This is a genomic window from Arthrobacter glacialis (assembly GCF_002909445.1).
Lineage (GTDB): Bacteria > Actinomycetota > Actinomycetes > Actinomycetales > Micrococcaceae > Specibacter > Specibacter glacialis.
Map to the genome: position 1 here is coordinate 17,090 of NZ_PPXC01000026.1, position 16,063 is coordinate 33,152.

Below are 16,063 nucleotides of genomic sequence, written 5' to 3' on the forward strand. Positions count from 1 at the left end.
TCGGACGCATGGGTCTGGCCTGCAAGTCTCAAAGAAGACATGCCTGGCCCATTCGTCGTTTTGGGGCCTCAGTGGCTCAGATCCATGGATTAAAGTTGCTTCTTCATCTTCGTGGTCACTGTCTCGTATCCCATTGATTCGTATAGCTTTCGGGCGCCGTGGTTGAATCCGAAGACGCTGAGTCCAAGCGTGTGGGCACCGTGGGAACGCGCGTAGTCCTCCGCTAGTTTCATGGTCGCCCTACCCAGACCCTTGCCACGATGCTCATTATCAATGACGATGTCCCAGACCCACCAAGAGTGGCTATCTTCAGAACTGTCAGTTCCAACCCAGAGGTAGCCGATGGTTGAGCCGGTACTGTCAAGAACATCGAAAACGGCATTATCTATCGTTGGAACGTTCTCAGGAAACGCGGCATCGAGGCTCCCTTTTGCGCGCCTATGTGCATCTTGCGGGGATTCGCCTGTCGTGATGAGATCGGATTCGTATTCATGGCGGCTTCGTTCGATCCAGGTAGGGAATTGTTGGGCGCTGAGCGGGATGATTTGGACAGTCATTTGATCAGTTTGCCAGTGGGCTGCAGGAGCAACGAAAACCGCTACAGAGATCCTCACTGAGGTGTCTCGCGAACAACGCTTGCCGACACATCATTTGCTTGGCGGGGCGAACCTATTTGTTAAGGAGCATCGCGTGCGGGAAATCGAGGCAACTTCATTCTTGGTAGCCTCAAGCAGAAGCTGAATGTACCAGCAGAGCATCATCGAACCGTCTTTGAGCCTAGGAGAAGAATGATCAGCGTCTTGGTGGGATGTTCGGTTGCGCCGGGGAATCTCGAAGAGGCTCTCCGCGTCTATCGAGAGCTGGCTGCCGCAACACTTAAAGAGCCCGGATGCGTAAGCTACGAGCTCCTTCAGCTTCGCGATGATCCTTGTGAATTAATGCTTGCGGAACGATGGCTCTCGCAAGAGCATCTGGACGCTCACACACGAACAGATCATTTCATTGAAGCCATGCAAAAGCTCGAAACTCTGGAGACGGCAGCGCCAGCCCTGATCTACACAAGCGCGGTCTAGCTCAGGAAACTACCGACGGTTGCTTCCATTGCGTACAAATGGTGGACACAGAATGGGGTCAGCCCGTAGCACCAACCCTGACCGGTCGTAACCGCGGCTCCGTGACAGAAATTGGTTGTCTTTGCTGAGAGTGGTGGCTGGCCAGCCCCATCTCGTCGTGAGTAGAGCCAGCTCCTATTCGATGAGAGCGTTTGACCAGATTGATGAAGGAACCCTGGCGTCGAATGTTGCGGGGTGATTGGCCATCACGGAGTACTTCCACCAACGCATTGGGTTCTTCGCTCGGGATCTAGTGTGCCCTTGCGGGTTCATGAGGTCGGTTCCGTGGCCGATCCGCCGTTCGTCGGATCAGTATGTCGCACTGGCATCGACACGTTTCAGGCAGTGCCGTCGCAAGGAGTCAGAGAGTTGTATCCCAAGACTTCATGCGGCGGACAGCGTCGGTGAAGTCTTCGGAAGCAGCGGGATCCGAGAGCATGTATTGGTAGAAGAGACTGAAATCTATACTCGGTGAATCTTCGAGGGATAAGTATTGTTCCACGAAGAAAACGGTGGTTCTGTACGCCTCTTCAAGGGTGAGGGTCGGGGGCAACACAACATCCCCCAAGTCGGTCGGAATGACGACCGGTTCAAAAGGGTGTCCAGGCAGATCATTCTCGGCAGGCATCGTGAACTCTGGCTCAGCGTCATCAGGCAATTCCATGCTCGAAGTCTGGCAGCTTGAACCGCAACAGACCAACACCATCCGCGAATAATGCAGCGCCATATGTCTGAGGGATTCTCGGCTGTTCTCGCATGCGACCTTCTTGAAACACTCCGAATGCCCTCCATGGGCGGCGTCATCCAAGACCGGTTGCTAGGACTGCTAACTTCGGTTGACGACTATGGCGCCAGCCCTATTGGTGCTCATCGCTGTCCGCAGCGGAATCTTGACTGGGACGGCTTAGGCAGCTGACAATCCGAGTGCCCGGAGCGCTTCCGCAGCATGCTTGCTGGCTGTTTCTCTGTCAGGAGCGGTAGCTAGCCCGAGCAGGCGCTGACGATGCTTTTCGCCAAGAAGCAGGCTAAACACGGTCTCTGATAGGAAAGAAGCCTCGGTCGGACGCACCGATCGGGGCAGGCTTGCGGCTATGGATTCCATGTAGCCTCGGGGTCCACTCGCATAAAATGCTGCGGAGAGAGCCGGAAAGTGTGCAGCCTCGGCGATCATCAGCCTATGCAATCCCACGGCTTGGTCCGAGTGGAGCACGTAGACGATTTTGGCACAGACATCTTCTAGAGATTCCCCCGAAGAGAGGCTAGTAGCTACCGAGTCGCGACGGAAACGTTCAATGACGGCAGTGAAAACCAGTGCCTTGTCACCGAAATACGAATAAATGGTGCGTTTGGTGACCTGTGCTGCGGCTGCCAGCTGATCAACAGTGGTTTGTCCATAACCGTTGCGGATAAACAGTTGAGTCGCGGCGTCAAGGATGGCCGTTTTACGTTCCTCCCGTTCATCATCACTTGGCCGACCCTTCTTCCGGCTGCCGGTGGTGTGTTTTACGTGCATGGTGTCCTTTGCGACGGAGCTGGCTGCGAGGTGCTGCTACTCCCATTCTATAATGATACGATCTAGTTTCATTTAGTGATTGTCGCCATCCATAGATAATCAGGATTCATTGGCTCCAAGAGAGCGAAGGAAGGAGACCTCTATGAGTTCCCCCCGTGTGAAGAATCGACCCCGCACCGCAAAATCACCTCCAGCTCAGACCGATTCCTTGGAACCCGAGAGATTGCTGCATTTCTATCGTCAAATGGTGGAGATTCGACGCTTCGAGGAAAGAGCGGCCAGGGCCTACACGCAGGCCGAAATAGGCGGGTACTGCCATCTGAACCTTGGCGAGGAGGCGACGGTGGTGGGCTTGATGTCCGCACTGGAATCCAGCGACTATTTGTTTACGAATTATCGTGAGCACGGTTACGCGCTCGGCCGCGGCATAGCTCCGGGGCGCATCATGGCGGAGCTGTATGGGCGCTCCGACGGCGTGTCTAAAGGTTGGGGCGGTTCGATGCACCTTTTCGATATGGGCGCCCGGTTGTTGGGCGGTTACGGCATTGTGGGCGGTCAGATTCCGCTGGCTACCGGTGCTGCCTTGGCCATTGACTATGTCTCTGGCCCCGAGGCGGTCATGTGCATCATGGGAGAAGGGACCACGAACATTGGTGCCTTTCATGAATCGCTGAATATAGCGGCATTGTGGGGTTTGCCCATTGTGTATGTCGTCATTAATAACGGTCTTGGCATGGGCACCACAGTGGAGAAGTCGTCGGCAGAGCCCGATATTTACAAGCGGGCTGCCTCGTACCGGATGGCTTCGGCACGGGTGGATGGAAACGATCCGCTCGCCGTGCGAGACGCCGCTCAGAGCGCCCTGGCTAGCGCCCGATCCGGAAAGCCTTTCCTACTGGAAGCGACGAGTAAGCGTCTGCGCGGACACTCCGTCGTCGACCCGGCGAAATACAGGACTCCAGCAGAGGCGGCAGCTTTAAAGGACGCCGATCCTGTGGCAGGTTTTGCGGCCAGACTTGGTGCTGCCGGGCTGTTGGGAGAGGACGATATCGCCCGCATTGACGTTCAAGCACTCCTTATGGTTCAGGAGGCGGTGGACTTTGCTGAGGCGAGCCCCCACCCCACTGTGGACACTCTTTTCGACTACACCTACGCCTCCCCAGTACCCAACGACTCCCGGCGGCTTCCCGGTGACCCCTTGTTTGAGCCGTCCGCTTACCCTCAGACAGGACATCAAGCATGACAATAATGACGTACCGGCAGGCGTTGCATGACACGTTGGCGGCAGAAATGCGCCGTGATAGCGACGTATTTCTGATCGGAGAGGAAATTGGGGTGTTCGAAGGCGCATACAAGATCACTCAAGGGATGTTGGCCGAGTTTGGCGAGAAGAGAGTGCGGGATGCTCCCATCGCCGAAGAGGGATTCACCGGAGCAGCTATTGGGGCGGCCATGCTGGGGTTGCGTCCGGTGGTGGAGATCATGACCATCAATTTCTCCCTCATCGCACTGGACCAGATCGTCAATCATGCTGCCAAGATCTACGGCATGTTCGGCGGACAGGCCAAGGTGCCCTTGGTGATTCGGACACCCGGTGGCGGGGGTCAGCAATTGGGGGCGACGCATTCACAAAACATTGAACTCTTCTACGCCTTCATTCCTGGCATGAAGGTGGTGGCTCCCAGTAGTCCGGCCGATGCCAAGGCCCTGTTGTTGGCCGCGATCCGCGACGATGATCCCGTGCTCTTCTTGGAAAACCTTGCGCTGTACAACACCAAGGGCGAGGTCCCAGACGATAATACGCCCGCGGAAATTGGACGGGCCGCCGTCACCAGACAAGGGGCTGACATCACCGTTGTCTCTTACTCCAGGATGGCCGCCGTCGCCCTTGACGTAGCAAATCAGCTCGCGGAAAGCGACGGAATCGACGTCGAAGTGGTGGACCTACGCAGCTTGCGTCCCCTTGACCGGGAAACAATCATTGCCTCGGTCAAAAAGACCCACTGTGCCGTCGTTCTGGAAGACGACTGGCTGACCTATGGCATTGGTGCCGAGATCGCAGCGACCATATCGGACGGCGCATTCGACTGGCTGGACGCCCCGGTTCGCAGGGTAGCGATGGCCGAGGTGCCCATGCCCTACGCAAAATCCCTCGAGACTGCCGCCATGCCATCGGCGCAGGACGCAAAAGAGGCTATCCGTCAAACACTTGCCGCTGTGGCCCGGCGCTCTTAAGAGAGAAGTTCTTCCATGATTGAAATTCAGATGCCACGACTCTCCGACACCATGGAGGAGGGAGTAATCAACGCCTGGCTCAAGAAGCCAGGTGAACTCGTCAAAATTGGTGACATTCTGGTCGAGATTGAAACAGACAAGGCCGTCATGGAACATGAGGCCTATGAAGCCGGAATTTTCCATGCCGTACTTGTTCAGGAAGGGCAGTCCGCGCCAATTGGGACGGCAATCGCGCTCCTAGATGACGGCAAAGACAACGCACCGGCACCGGTGCCGACTGGCCCGTCTACACCAAAGGCAGTCTCGGTACTTGAGCTGGCCACTTCGGCCACACCAACACGACACGAAAAGCCAACAGCCGGGCTGAAAGAGACCCCGGCTTTAGCCCCTCGCACGTTTTCCTCGCCACTGGCGAGGAAGGAAGCAAAAGAACGAGGAATCTCGATGGGACTCCTCACGGGCACCGGCCCCGGCGGAAGAATCGTACGTTCCGACGTGATCTCGGCAACCGAGATGGATTCCCCAGCAACTCCGGGAGACGGAGATAAAGCAACGCACGGTGGCGTCAAGACCTCGGATGGGGACTCGAAAAATGGTTCGGACGTGCTGAGAGGATCCGTCATTGCCCCCTTCACTAGCGTCAGGAAAGTCATTAGCTCCCGGTTGAGCGAAAGCAGCCGCACTATCCCGCACTTTTCGCTGACATCAGTGGCCGACGTCGAGGAACTGGTGCAGCTCCGTGAGGAGATCAATGCCCAGCGTCAGGCCATGGGGCGGTCCAAAATCAGCATGAACGACTTTATCGTGCGAGCCAGCGCCCTTGCCTTGCTGGAACACCCGGGCATTAACGCCTCGTACTCACCAGAGAACGGTGGCCAGAAACTCCTACACGGGCGCATCAACATTGGAGTCGCCATGGCCGTCGAAGCCGGTCTTGTGGTTCCCGTGCTGGTCGACGCTGCACACAAGCCCGCGTCACAGCTCGGAACAGAGACAAAAGCCCTGACTGCTGCAGCCCAGGAACGCAAATTGAGCCCGGCACAACTGAGCGGAGGCACCTTTACTGTGAGCAACCTAGGCATGTACGGAGTGGAGTCATTCAGCGCCATTATCAACGCACCCGAAGGTGCGATCCTTGCTGCTGGGCGATCAGGTCTCGAGGTGGTAGTCCGGGACGGCGAGATCATGGCACGACATCAGCTGCGGCTAACGTTGTCCGCTGACCATCGCATCATCGACGGAGCAGACGGCGCTGCATTCCTACAAACGCTAGTTGCACTCTTGGGCCAGCCATTAGTCATCGTGTCATGACCTCCATGATTCGCTCACGTGTCATTTCCAGTAGTCGAGGGAACTAAATGACAAGGGCTTTCGCCTGGTGCTTCCATTTCCATAAACACAACCCCAAACGGGCAGTTTCTTCTGAGGTTCAGGCCATCGTTGTTCCAAGTCAGTCACTAGAGTTGACCCATGGAAGCACACAACGTCGGGCCCGCAGCTAAGCGCTACACCCGAATCGTCTGGATTGGGGGCATGGCGTCCATTTTCATAGGTGGGCTAATAGCGATACCTCTACGCATCAGCCCATTCATCACAATGGGGGTTCCGGTACTCATTCTGTTGCTGGTGACCATACCCCTAGGTAGTGCGGCCGTGCGTGAACGCAAACGTCAGTCAGACGGAGACTAAAGCACTGTCAAGCAAGTGTTTGAGACGTTGGCCGTCTCACAACCGGAACCGCCGCCGTGGCACCACACATGTCATGGTGATTCGCGGTCTGAATATGGCCACTCGTTAATCCTTGGGGAATTCCGAAGCGTCAGGCGGCGCTTCTGCTTGAGGGCTCGAGTCGGGCTGGGGCCGTTCAAGCTCTTCCGGCCTCCGTGCTGGTCCGACAATGAAAGGCCAAAACCCATTGAATTCACCCGAACCAAATTTCATGCGTCAAAATCCTATGTTAAGGGGCAGCCCTGCTGTCCTAAATGATGAGAGGGGCTCCCTTCCACAGAGATACTTCGGAGTGGATGCGTGTTTGGATTGAATTGTGTGAATTCTGCCAACCATCACTGCCCGCAGATCAGCTACTGCGGAATGGCGACGGGCTGTCATTTTCAGAAGTCGTCTGCACAAATTTCAATACTCGTCTGCACAGACCTGGTGGCGTCCGTAGGTGGAACCCTTGACGGGACAGCCTGCGGCACTCGGTGACTAGGCGAAGGACCCGTTGAAGGATGCGGAACTCATTCCCTGCTGTTGGCTCGGGCGTAAGCTTCCACTTCGGCAAAGAATCGTTCGTCCTGAATACAGATCGTGAGCGAGCTGCGGCTGTCGTTGTAGGTGACGTCAATGTCGATGCCATTGACGTTCCACATCTTCCGCAGGCCTCTCTGGCCGTGCCATGGAATGGTTGGTTCGCCGTGGAGGTCAGTAAGTTGACTGAGAATGGCGTCGAAGCACTGGGTTGTTTGGGGGTCTGGCAGTGCCGAATCCAGTCGGAGCTGCAAATGGATTGATTCCATAAGGCCGTCAAGTTCCCGCGAAGTAGCAAAGATCGGAGGGCCGTCATCGCCTGTTTCCAGGTGAAAATGATCCGCTATGTCACGAGCATCGTTAGTATTCGCGGGAGACTTCATACCGTGGCCCCACCCCAGACGCTTCAACAAGGCATCCTTTTCGGATTGATTCTTGGGCCAGGGATGTCGGACCGCTATTTCGACCAGGTCAACAATGGCCTCAGGCTGCGGCATTTCGTTCATGAACCGTTCGGGGGATGTCATCTTGCCACGCTATGCCGGAACCCAGCGGATCGCTAGGGGGCAGAAGATGCAGATCGACTGCTGCGTGGATCCGTCAGCCTATGAATCCGTCCTGCAGGGGAACCCTGAACGGGCACATTATGAACGGAACTTCTGTGATGACGGTGACGTGCCCGCTGAGTGCCTCTGGCCGTCATATACAAAGCTGGAGAGCAGTAGCTGGATCGGGCGTTCCAGTTCGGCTTGGAGTGCTTTGAGCGTCGTCGTTTCGGATTGCCGCCGACGCCCGTACAGGCGGTCAAAAAGGAGTCCTTCGAGGACAGCAATCAGGTCTGCTGCGGCTTGCTGTGGTTCATGCAGGCCGAGGGCTCGGAACAGGGTGACTGCTCTCTCGTAGGAGAACAAGCTCCCGGAGAGAAGGTCAGCGAGTTCGGGATCTTCGGCGGTCTCAACGATCAGTGCGTACCGAGCGCGCGAGTGTCCTCGTCGCTCGTGGAGGAGTAACACGAGTTGCGACGTAATTACTGCTGATGCGGCATCAGGAGTCGCCATTCGCTCAGGTTGCGCAGTTTCAAATGCCTCGCGCGAGCAATTCGTTAGATACCCGATCGTCGCGGACAAAAGTGCATGGCGGGTCCTGAAGTAGTAGGACGTTGATCCGGCAGGCAAAGCCAAGTGGCGATCAATAGCTTGATGACTAACGGCATGGCCACCCCCACGGGCAAGAAGCTCCACAGCCGCCTCACAGATAAGTTCGCGCCTCAATGTAGTTCGTGAGATTTTTGGGCCCCTTTCAAGTTGCCTCTATAATTATAGAGGTTACTGGGCGGTGAACAAAGGAGTCCGAGATGAGCTGGTTTCAACGGAATTGGCTGACGAAGAGAAGGCATCATCCGTCGCCACTCGAAAGTATTACAGTCGAAGTTTTCGAGCGTGCTGCCATCTCCGAGGGATTCACAATCGATGAAGCGCAGCGTGAGGCGATTGGGGCCCTTATGGCATCTGCCGAGCATGGCTTCTACCTGTGGGGACCCGTGGGGTGTGGCAAGAGTTGGATCTTGAATGTCTACTACGAGGCGATCTCATCGTCTCGCAAAAGGCGCGTACATTTCCACGAGTTCTTTCATCAACTCCATCAGGCTATTACTAAGAAAGGGAACTCGATAGAGCGCGCCCTCGACGAGCTTCTCAACGAGGTCGATGTACTCTGCTTCGATGAGTTCCACGTCCATGATGTCGGCGACTCAACGTTTATTCGGCGGATGTTGCTAGAACTCTTTGCGCGACCGATCAGGCTGATAGTCACGTCGAACTATCCGCCAGATGGATTGCTTCCCAACCCTCTCTTTCACGACATGTTTCTTCCCACCATCGAGGTGATCGCTGAGAAGCTTGAGGTCTTGGAGATTCGTGGCACGCGCGACTACAGGCTGGATTCAGAGCACACGCAAGGGTTCTCCTCCGGAGTATGGCTGAGTCCAGGCACCGCAGCGCAATATCGTGAGCTCGGGCTGTCAACTCACGGAGCCAGTAGCGCTGCGACGGTCACCGTGAGCGGACGGTTGCTGAATGTTGTACAAGCAGACCATGAGCTACTCTGGTTCCGATTCAGTGACCTGTGTGAGTCCAAGACAGGCAGCAGCGACTACCTCGACCTTGCTGCTCGCCACCAGACATGGCTGATCAGCGACATACCAAGCCTCACGGAGCTTGACAGGGAACCCGCGCAACGATTCGCAAACCTGATCGACGTGCTCTATGACAGGCAGATCCTTGTCACCTTCATCGCTACAGCCCCCATTCATGAACTGGCAGCCACATCGAGAGGGCCCCTCGACATTGACCGCACCATCAGCAGGCTCTCACAACTACGGCACCACAACGAATCAATACTAAAATAATGGCGATTCGTGTAAAGGTGAGAATGACCAAGCTGGCCGGTGTGGGATTCCACCCGCCGAAATTCGCGGCACATCCAAGCCTGTCCTTAAGATGTTCGCCTCACTGCCCAGCGACGCACGAGCTCGGAGCCGTCAGCTATCTGCCCCGCCGCATCCCCCTTGGGGTGTGGATGGCAGCGATAAATGGCGGCTTTTTCGCAGCGCTGAATATCGCCCCCGGTGCCCATAAGTGGAACCCTAAACGGGCAGCTTCTTCTGAAGTCCAGCCCATCGCTCTTCCAATTCAGTCACTAGAGTTGACCCCTGGAGGTCCAACGCTCCTGAGCACGTCGCCAGGGGCAATCCCGCGTCCAGCTGGGGCATACCCCAACAAGACGTAAACCCTGCGAAACACTCTCCCAATGGAAAAGATGTCAACTTGAGGTTGTGACTTGCAGTGATAGATGGCGGCGTTTTCACAGCGCTATTTGGCGCAGGGGGCAGCCCGCAAGGGGATCCGCATGCGGGTGCTGTCGTTTGTAGCGCCGGGGCCGCCTCGGGTGGAGGGCGGCTCTCGACACATCCTTAAATCGAGGTCTGCCCGCTACAGTACTTCTATGCCTTTCGCGCTTACGCTCACAGTCGTCCTGGCACTATTGGCGGCCTTCCAATTGGCGCTCGTCTTCGGTGCTCCGCTCGGCCGCTTCGCGTGGGGTGGACGGCACCGCGTACTTCCGGAGCGTTTGCGCATCGGCAGTGCGGTATCGATCATCATCTACGTGCTGATCGCCGTGATCGCGTGGGACCGCGTAGGAGCGGTAGACGTGTTCCCCTCGCCGTTCGCCGAGATCGCAATGTGGGTGATCTTCGCCTACTTCGTGCTCGGCATCCTGATGAACGCCATCTCGCGCAGCAAGCCCGAGCGTTGCACGATGGTGCCTGTCACGCTTGTTCTTGCCGTGCTGTCGTTCCTTATCGCGATGGGATATGGCGTGCTCGCGATGGCGATCTGAAGCACATGCAGCCTGCCCGGTCGACTAACCTTGACTGGGACGGTCTGCCGCTACTCGCTGGCTAACACCCCGGTTGCCCGGGCGGCTCACGTCTGCGCAACGAATTTGAGTTGAACCGCCCGGCAGCTGCGGAGATGAACAGCCGCAGATGGTCATGCTTGTTGGGTGCTAGTAGTTTGTGCCCATGGCCATACGCACTTCATCGAGGGTTTGGTTTGCCTCATGATTGGCTCGTTCGTTGCCCCGTTTGAGGATCTGGCTGACGTATCCGGGGTCTCCGGCTAATTCTGACCGGCGCTCTCGATGACCGGCAAGGAAGTCGTTGACGGCCTCAGCGGTTAGCTGCTTCAGCGCACCACTTCCTGAATCCCCGATCCTTTCTGCAATCACCTCTGGGGCCTCGCCCATGCACAGGGCGGCAGTGGAAAGGAGCGCCGATACCCCAGGGCGCGATTGGGGGTCGAAGGTGATTCTACGTTCCGCGTCCGTGGTGGTGCGGCGAATAACCTGGGCGGTCTCATCCGGTGACATACCCAGCGAAATGGCGTTGCCGTAGCTCTTGGACATCTTGCGCCCATCAAGACCCGGCACCTCGGGGGTTGAGGTAATCAGCGCCTCTGGTTCTGGGAAAACCGTGGCATATCGTTCGTTGAAACGACGGGCAATAACGCGTGTCATCTCGATATGCGGCAGGTTGTCCTTTCCCACGGGAACCAGATTCCCCTTGCAGAAAAGAATGTCGGCTGCCTGATGCACCGGGTAGGTGAGCAGCAGCCCACTCAGGGCGCGTCCCGATGCCGCTAGTTCGGCTTTCACCGTGGGGTTGCGGTGCAATTCGGCCTCGGTGACCAGGCTGAGAAACGGCAGCATTAATTGGTTCAGGGCCGGCACCGACGAGTGGGTGAAAATCGTGGTCTGCTCAGGGTCCATGCCCGCGGCCAGGTAGTCCAAAACAGCCCCGTGCACGAACTCACGCACGTGGGGCATTAGATCGCGGTCCGTGATCACCTGGTAGTCGGCCAGGATCACGAAGGATTCGACCCCGGCTCGTTGGAGCCTCAAACGCTCCACGATGCTGCCGAAGAAGTGCCCCAAATGTAGTGGTCCGGTTGGGCGTTCGCCCGTGAGGACCCGGTAGTTTTGGGGTGCCTCGGAAATGGATTGAGCTAGTTCAGTTGAGCGCAGTTGTGTTGTTGCAAATGAATTCATGGCTATTCCTCTATCTGAGCGTGGGAGGCTGCACAGCGCTGCGGATAGCGGAGAGAAAGTCTTCGCGGGCTGCTGTACAGCCCGCGGACACGATTGAACCGGCTGTTAGGACAGCCACCACCAAGACATGCGGTTCAGGTTCATGTTCCCCATACTAAGCCCCTTGGTCTCAGACAATTCGGCAATGACATGTTGTCGTGTTCCTCCAAGGCGACGACGGAGCTTTCACGTCCGCAACGGGAACGTCTACTGGGACAAGCTGCTGCTGAGCTGCGCCGTTGACCAAGCTTGCCAACGCCTTCAGGAAGGGATGGTCGTAGGAATCCGAAGGAATCGCATTTCTCAGTCTTCCGTTGGCTGTTTCGCTTGCAACAGCAACCCCACGCCGCCGGTAAAGCTGGTCGTATGAAATTTCGCAGCCTTGGCAACTTCAGCGAACCCCCACTGACGATGGAGATCGATCGATGCCTGGTTGGATGGGTTGACTATGTACCAAGCCGAGTCTGCGCGTGCCCAGATCCAGTCCAATCGCACTTGGGTCAATGCCCGGGCTATCCCGTCACGCCTGAACTCGGGGAGTACTGTAACTCCGCCCAAGTAGTGCCCGCCGGGTGCCTGCCCGTCGGCGTACGACCAGAAGTGAGTCTTGCCCCACCCGACAATGCTGCCATCGACGGATGCGACAACAACCAGTCGGTTATCGTCAAGAATTGCCGCGGCAAAGGCCACTACGGCAGCAGGTGATCGGCCCGCTTTGGTGTCGATGTCACGTATCGCATCGATGTCACCACTCGTGGCCAGTCGGATGTCCACGGTCCCAGCCAACACTGTGCCATCTGGACGTTGGTTGGGTAAGTAATCAGCAAACCCGCTACCGGTCATCCTTCAATTCACCCCTCACGCTTAGCCTGTTTTCAAGTATTGCCGAACTCTCAGTGAGGTCAATCAAAAAGGGCACGCGACACGTCGCCGCTTCCCCCTTTGGGGAACGCTCACCGGGATATGTTTGCTCCCGGTCGAGAGGCGTCGGTGCTAGTGCTGCGCCGCTAGGACAAGTTTTGCTGCCTTCGATCCTGCGAAAGCTCCGACGATGATGCCGATGAGCATGATGATGCACGATCCGAGCAGAAACGTCACCTGCAGGGTTTCCCCGGTACGAAAGGGGTCGGAAGGAGGAATATTATGGCGCCATAGATACCGATCAGAGAAGGCCTTTTAGCGGCCTGGTGACCGGCGATCCATGTCTGTTCGGTCGCCATGATTGAAGGAATCCGAATGCCTGCCAAACCGTTGACGCCAATGCGGCCATAAGAACACCGGACGATGACATTGATCAACAGAACGTAGCAGGCCAAGAGAAATACCACGGAGAAGATCATGACTTCATTCTATGGAACATGAACCCCGACCACGGCCACGGGGACGCGCCGATCCCTGATCGGCAGTGCATTTAGGGGACCGCAGCGGGAACCTGCTGCGGGACACCACCTGCACTCTTGGTGGCCAAATTGCATCATTGCACTTTCTTAGGGAAGCCATAGACACCTTCCCTAGGCATGCGTATGGTTCACTTTAGGTCAAATTCTTGCCACCGCACCATGCATAAAGGGTGTGAACCAATCCTGCGCAAAGGACGATGGGCCGCCGTCATTAGATTGCCACCTGGTCTTGTCGGAGGAGCGGATTTCGGGGCCGTAGCAGATACATCTATCCAGCTGACTAGCTGACTACCACTCAGGAGACTCAAATTGTCTACAGCAATAATATTGGGCGGAATTGTCGGTATTTTATGCGCTCTGATCGCAATGTTTATGTTCAACCGACGCAAAAAGTAGATCAATGAGTTGCGATTAGCTAACTTCGCGATCCGCATGAGGAACCCTTTGTGGGACGCTTGAGTTTTTTGCTGGCCAATGGATCATTGCAGCGATATTGGGTTATTGATTGGGGAAGGCTCGTGGCTGACTATGGAGCGGAGTGTCAACTTCTGGTTTGTGCCTGCCGGACCTGCCAAGCTATAAAGATGGCTGCTGTAATGCAGACGGCTGTCAGGGTTGGCCATGCGTTGTTGGGGATGAGGGCCATGAAGAGGACCTTGATGGGTAGGGTAAGCGTGCCAATGGCGAGCAATACGGCGGCTGGTTTCCATCGTCCGGGGACACCGAACGTCAATAGCCCTGACACTAGGAGACAGCCGGCCGCGAAGGCGAGGAAATCGGCGCCCATGCCGACACCCCCGGGGTAGAACCACTTTTGTGCACCCCCGCCCTGCATATAGCTGCTGAACCCGAATGCCACAGCGGCCAGGGGTGCACCCAGAACGAGAGCCCTATGCTGGCGGACCGTGTTTGTGGGGTCGCCGGGCAAGCTCAACACGCTGGCGCCAACGAAAACGGCGGAAACTGGCCAGCCGACGGTGACAACACCGCCGATTGCCGAGGATATGAGCGGTATCGAAACGGCTGTGAGGATGGCCAGGCCCAAAAGTATTCTGCGGGCTGCGTGCCAACCGAGAGAAGCCGCCATGAATGCGCCAAGGATCAACAGGTAGGTGAGCGACGCTGGGGTAGTGAAGGGTCCGAAGAGTCCAGGGCCGGGTGGGTAGCTGTTGAAGCGGAACCAACGTCCGAGTTCGCCGAGCACGAGCATGATCGTGGCCAAAGAAGAGGCGATAATCAGCGAGAAGCAGGCGATCCGGTCTCGTCCGGACGCCGGCACCCATCCCAGAAGGCGTTCGCATCGGGTGGCCAGTCCTGATCCGACAAGGTTTGCCAACTCACCAACCGTGGGTTTGGTGCGCTGTTCCTGATCGGCAAGATCCAGCATCACTCCTACCATTTCGCCTTCGTTCTGCTTGCGCCAGCTGGCCGGGTAGGCCAGCAGTGTGCGCCGGTAGGTGGTCTCCAAAGAGCTGGTCGGCTCGCTCATGCCACTCCTCCTGCAGGGCGGAGGCTGAGGCCGGCCTTGGCGATTTTCACATTCGCCTCCAGCCGTTGTACTTCCTCGGTTAGCTCATCCGCTCCGGTGTCTGTGAGTTCGTAGTATCTGCGCATGCGGCTGTCAACGATTTCTTCTCGGACTACCCGGACTAGTCCCTCTTCCTTGAGCCTGTCGAGAGAGGCGTACAACGTGCCTGGTTGCAGGGTCACGCGGCCACCGGACAGTTTTTTCGTCTCGCCGAGTAGTGCATAGCCGTGTTGGGGGCCCTGAGCCAGGACCGAGAGGACCATAAAGGTTGGCTCTCTCATCTCTCGTTTAGTCATGAGTTCACTATATTCAAGTCATATGACTATCAGGGGGATGGTAGGCCGTGTCGAATCAAAACGAGACCGCCTCCGACGGTCCCAACGAGGCTGCCCGCTGTGCCCAAAGGGGTGTCCCGTGTAGACGTTGGCAAACCGTCCCATAGGCCTCGCTGACCGGCTGCCCGATTTTCGATGCCCAGAAACATGAAGCTCAACGTCTAGCCCTTCCGCAAGTGGAACGCTCTGCGGGACACATGCCAGGCTCGTTGGCCGGATGCTGAAATGTCACGCAACTGTTGGCCGACTTGCGGGCGGGATCCCTTTACGCAGAAGTTGCCTGCCAGGAAGATAAAGTTTCCACATGACTAGGATCTCCCCAATAACGCTCCGTGGAAAATACGTCACTCTCGAACCCCTGGTCGAGGACCACCACGACGGACTCGTCGAAGCAGCATCCGATGGCGAACTGTGGAATCTTTGGTACACCGCGGTACCGCGCCCCGAGGGAATGCGTGGTGAGATTCAGCGTCGATTGGCCATGCAGGAAGATGGCTCGATGGTTCCGTTTACGACTCGTTTGAACGACCTTGTTACCGGTGAGCCAGGCAAGATCATTGGCATGACCACGTACTGCGACATCAATGCCGATCTGCCACGCCTGGAAATTGGCTACACCTGGAACGCAGCCAGTGCGCAGGGAACCGGAACGAATCCGGACAGCAAAAGGCTTCTGCTCGGTCATGCGTTTGAAACACTTAATTGCGTTGCCGTGGAGTTCAGTACGCATTGGATGAATATGCAGTCCCGTGAAGCGATTGCCCGATTGGGTGCGAAGCAGGACGGGGTGCTGCGTGCGACAAGTCGCATGGCCGATGGTTCGCTCCGAGATACCGTCATCTTCTCGATCGTTGCCTCGGAATGGCCACAGGTTCGAAGCGGGCTGGACTTGCGACTCGCGAAAAAACGCTGATTCTCAACGTCCATTTGGAAGTAACCGGCTCGTAGACCGCCTGTCCGTAGCGGGAACGCTCTACGGACGCGTTCGAAAGTAGGCGCCACATTCTGGTCCATCAGTACTCTCGCTGACATGTAAGGATGAA

The 16,063-nt window shown here is 56.9% G+C and carries 16 protein-coding genes; 7 read left to right on the top strand and 9 right to left on the bottom strand.

Going from position 1 to position 16,063, the window contains the following annotated elements; translation table 11 throughout:
* Nucleotides 1–89: 89 nt before the first annotated feature.
* Nucleotides 90–557: a GNAT family N-acetyltransferase gene (locus tag CVS27_RS19865; protein WP_103467600.1), complete on the bottom strand. Its 468-nt coding sequence runs from the start codon at nt 555–557 to the stop codon at nt 90–92.
* A gap of 231 nt (nt 558–788) precedes the next feature.
* Between CVS27_RS19865 and CVS27_RS19870 the strand changes: the two genes are divergently transcribed.
* Nucleotides 789–1,073, top strand: coding sequence for a putative quinol monooxygenase (locus CVS27_RS19870; protein ID WP_103467581.1), 285 nt, complete (start codon nt 789–791; stop codon nt 1,071–1,073).
* Nucleotides 1,074–1,473: 400 nt separating this feature from the next.
* Here CVS27_RS19870 and CVS27_RS19875 read toward each other — a convergent pair whose 3' ends face one another.
* Nucleotides 1,474–1,776, bottom strand: coding sequence for a hypothetical protein (locus tag CVS27_RS19875; RefSeq protein ID WP_133163006.1), 303 nt, complete (start codon nt 1,774–1,776; stop codon nt 1,474–1,476).
* Nucleotides 1,777–2,016: 240 nt separating this feature from the next.
* Entirely contained in the window at nt 2,017–2,625 is a 609-nt protein-coding gene (locus CVS27_RS19880; RefSeq protein WP_103467583.1) for a TetR/AcrR family transcriptional regulator, read from the bottom strand.
* 142 nt (nt 2,626–2,767) lie between these two features.
* Between CVS27_RS19880 and pdhA the strand changes: the two genes are divergently transcribed.
* The 3 genes from pdhA to CVS27_RS19895 are packed head-to-tail and all read left to right on the top strand — an operon-like array spanning nt 2,768 to nt 6,171.
* The gene (pdhA, locus tag CVS27_RS19885) at nt 2,768–3,868 is read left to right on the top strand and encodes a pyruvate dehydrogenase (acetyl-transferring) E1 component subunit alpha (RefSeq protein WP_103467584.1); all 1,101 of its coding nucleotides are present in this window, start codon (nt 2,768–2,770) and stop codon (nt 3,866–3,868) included.
* Nucleotides 3,865–4,860 carry an alpha-ketoacid dehydrogenase subunit beta gene (locus CVS27_RS19890; protein WP_103467585.1) on the top strand — a complete coding sequence of 332 codons (996 nt, stop codon included), beginning with the start codon at nt 3,865–3,867 and terminating at the stop codon, nt 4,858–4,860. Before pdhA ends, CVS27_RS19890 begins: the two co-directional genes overlap by 4 nt.
* Before the next feature lie 15 nt (nt 4,861–4,875).
* Nucleotides 4,876–6,171 carry a dihydrolipoamide acetyltransferase family protein gene (locus CVS27_RS19895; RefSeq protein ID WP_103467586.1) on the top strand — a complete coding sequence of 432 codons (1,296 nt, stop codon included), beginning with the start codon at nt 4,876–4,878 and terminating at the stop codon, nt 6,169–6,171.
* A 929-nt stretch (nt 6,172–7,100) separates the two neighbouring features.
* On the opposite strand, the gene CVS27_RS19905 is transcribed toward CVS27_RS19895, so the two are convergent.
* Nucleotides 7,101–7,637 carry a hypothetical protein gene (locus CVS27_RS19905; protein WP_133163007.1) on the bottom strand — a complete coding sequence of 179 codons (537 nt, stop codon included), beginning with the start codon at nt 7,635–7,637 and terminating at the stop codon, nt 7,101–7,103.
* Nucleotides 7,638–7,754: 117 nt separating this feature from the next.
* Nucleotides 7,755–8,168, bottom strand: a complete 414-nt coding sequence (locus CVS27_RS19910) for a hypothetical protein (protein WP_243400293.1) — start codon at nt 8,166–8,168, stop codon at nt 7,755–7,757.
* Nucleotides 8,169–8,464: 296 nt separating this feature from the next.
* Between CVS27_RS19910 and zapE the strand changes: the two genes are divergently transcribed.
* A complete protein-coding gene (gene zapE / locus CVS27_RS19915; RefSeq protein ID WP_103467590.1) occupies nt 8,465–9,517 on the top strand; it encodes a cell division protein ZapE in 1,053 nt (350 codons plus the stop codon).
* A gap of 596 nt (nt 9,518–10,113) precedes the next feature.
* Nucleotides 10,114–10,509, top strand: a complete 396-nt coding sequence (locus CVS27_RS19920; protein WP_103467601.1) for a hypothetical protein — start codon at nt 10,114–10,116, stop codon at nt 10,507–10,509.
* A gap of 168 nt (nt 10,510–10,677) precedes the next feature.
* Here CVS27_RS19920 and trpS read toward each other — a convergent pair whose 3' ends face one another.
* The 4 genes from trpS to CVS27_RS19945 form a co-directional block, all read right to left on the bottom strand.
* Nucleotides 10,678–11,718, bottom strand: a complete 1,041-nt coding sequence (gene trpS / locus CVS27_RS19925) for a tryptophan--tRNA ligase (RefSeq protein ID WP_103467591.1) — start codon at nt 11,716–11,718, stop codon at nt 10,678–10,680.
* 342 nt (nt 11,719–12,060) lie between these two features.
* A complete protein-coding gene (locus CVS27_RS19930; protein ID WP_243400294.1) occupies nt 12,061–12,531 on the bottom strand; it encodes a GNAT family N-acetyltransferase in 471 nt (156 codons plus the stop codon).
* Nucleotides 12,532–13,698: 1,167 nt separating this feature from the next.
* Nucleotides 13,699–14,646 carry a hypothetical protein gene (locus tag CVS27_RS19940; RefSeq protein WP_103467594.1) on the bottom strand — a complete coding sequence of 316 codons (948 nt, stop codon included), beginning with the start codon at nt 14,644–14,646 and terminating at the stop codon, nt 13,699–13,701.
* Nucleotides 14,643–14,981 carry a PadR family transcriptional regulator gene (locus CVS27_RS19945; protein WP_103467595.1) on the bottom strand — a complete coding sequence of 113 codons (339 nt, stop codon included), beginning with the start codon at nt 14,979–14,981 and terminating at the stop codon, nt 14,643–14,645. The genes CVS27_RS19940 and CVS27_RS19945 overlap by 4 nt, the downstream gene beginning before the upstream one ends.
* A gap of 343 nt (nt 14,982–15,324) precedes the next feature.
* Between CVS27_RS19945 and CVS27_RS19950 the strand changes: the two genes are divergently transcribed.
* Entirely contained in the window at nt 15,325–15,933 is a 609-nt protein-coding gene (locus tag CVS27_RS19950) for a GNAT family N-acetyltransferase (protein ID WP_103467596.1), read from the top strand.
* Nucleotides 15,934–16,063 lie beyond the last annotated feature (130 nt).

Coding starts and splice junctions, on each gene's coding strand:
- CVS27_RS19910 (WP_243400293.1), bottom strand. CDS start 8,168: ATGGCGACTCCTGATGCCGCATCAGCAGTAATTACGTCGCAACTCGTG.
- CVS27_RS19880 (WP_103467583.1), bottom strand. CDS start 2,625: ATGCACGTAAAACACACCACCGGCAGCCGGAAGAAGGGTCGGCCAAGT.
- CVS27_RS19870 (WP_103467581.1), top strand. CDS start 789: ATGATCAGCGTCTTGGTGGGATGTTCGGTTGCGCCGGGGAATCTCGAA.
- CVS27_RS19895 (WP_103467586.1), top strand. CDS start 4,876: ATGATTGAAATTCAGATGCCACGACTCTCCGACACCATGGAGGAGGGA.
- pdhA (WP_103467584.1), top strand. CDS start 2,768: ATGAGTTCCCCCCGTGTGAAGAATCGACCCCGCACCGCAAAATCACCT.
- CVS27_RS19875 (WP_133163006.1), bottom strand. CDS start 1,776: ATGGAATTGCCTGATGACGCTGAGCCAGAGTTCACGATGCCTGCCGAG.
- CVS27_RS19905 (WP_133163007.1), bottom strand. CDS start 7,637: ATGACATCCCCCGAACGGTTCATGAACGAAATGCCGCAGCCTGAGGCC.
- CVS27_RS19940 (WP_103467594.1), bottom strand. CDS start 14,646: ATGAGCGAGCCGACCAGCTCTTTGGAGACCACCTACCGGCGCACACTG.
- CVS27_RS19865 (WP_103467600.1), bottom strand. CDS start 557: ATGACTGTCCAAATCATCCCGCTCAGCGCCCAACAATTCCCTACCTGG.
- trpS (WP_103467591.1), bottom strand. CDS start 11,718: ATGAATTCATTTGCAACAACACAACTGCGCTCAACTGAACTAGCTCAA.
- CVS27_RS19945 (WP_103467595.1), bottom strand. CDS start 14,981: ATGACTAAACGAGAGATGAGAGAGCCAACCTTTATGGTCCTCTCGGTC.
- CVS27_RS19920 (WP_103467601.1), top strand. CDS start 10,114: ATGCCTTTCGCGCTTACGCTCACAGTCGTCCTGGCACTATTGGCGGCC.
- zapE (WP_103467590.1), top strand. CDS start 8,465: ATGAGCTGGTTTCAACGGAATTGGCTGACGAAGAGAAGGCATCATCCG.
- CVS27_RS19950 (WP_103467596.1), top strand. CDS start 15,325: ATGACTAGGATCTCCCCAATAACGCTCCGTGGAAAATACGTCACTCTC.
- CVS27_RS19890 (WP_103467585.1), top strand. CDS start 3,865: ATGACAATAATGACGTACCGGCAGGCGTTGCATGACACGTTGGCGGCA.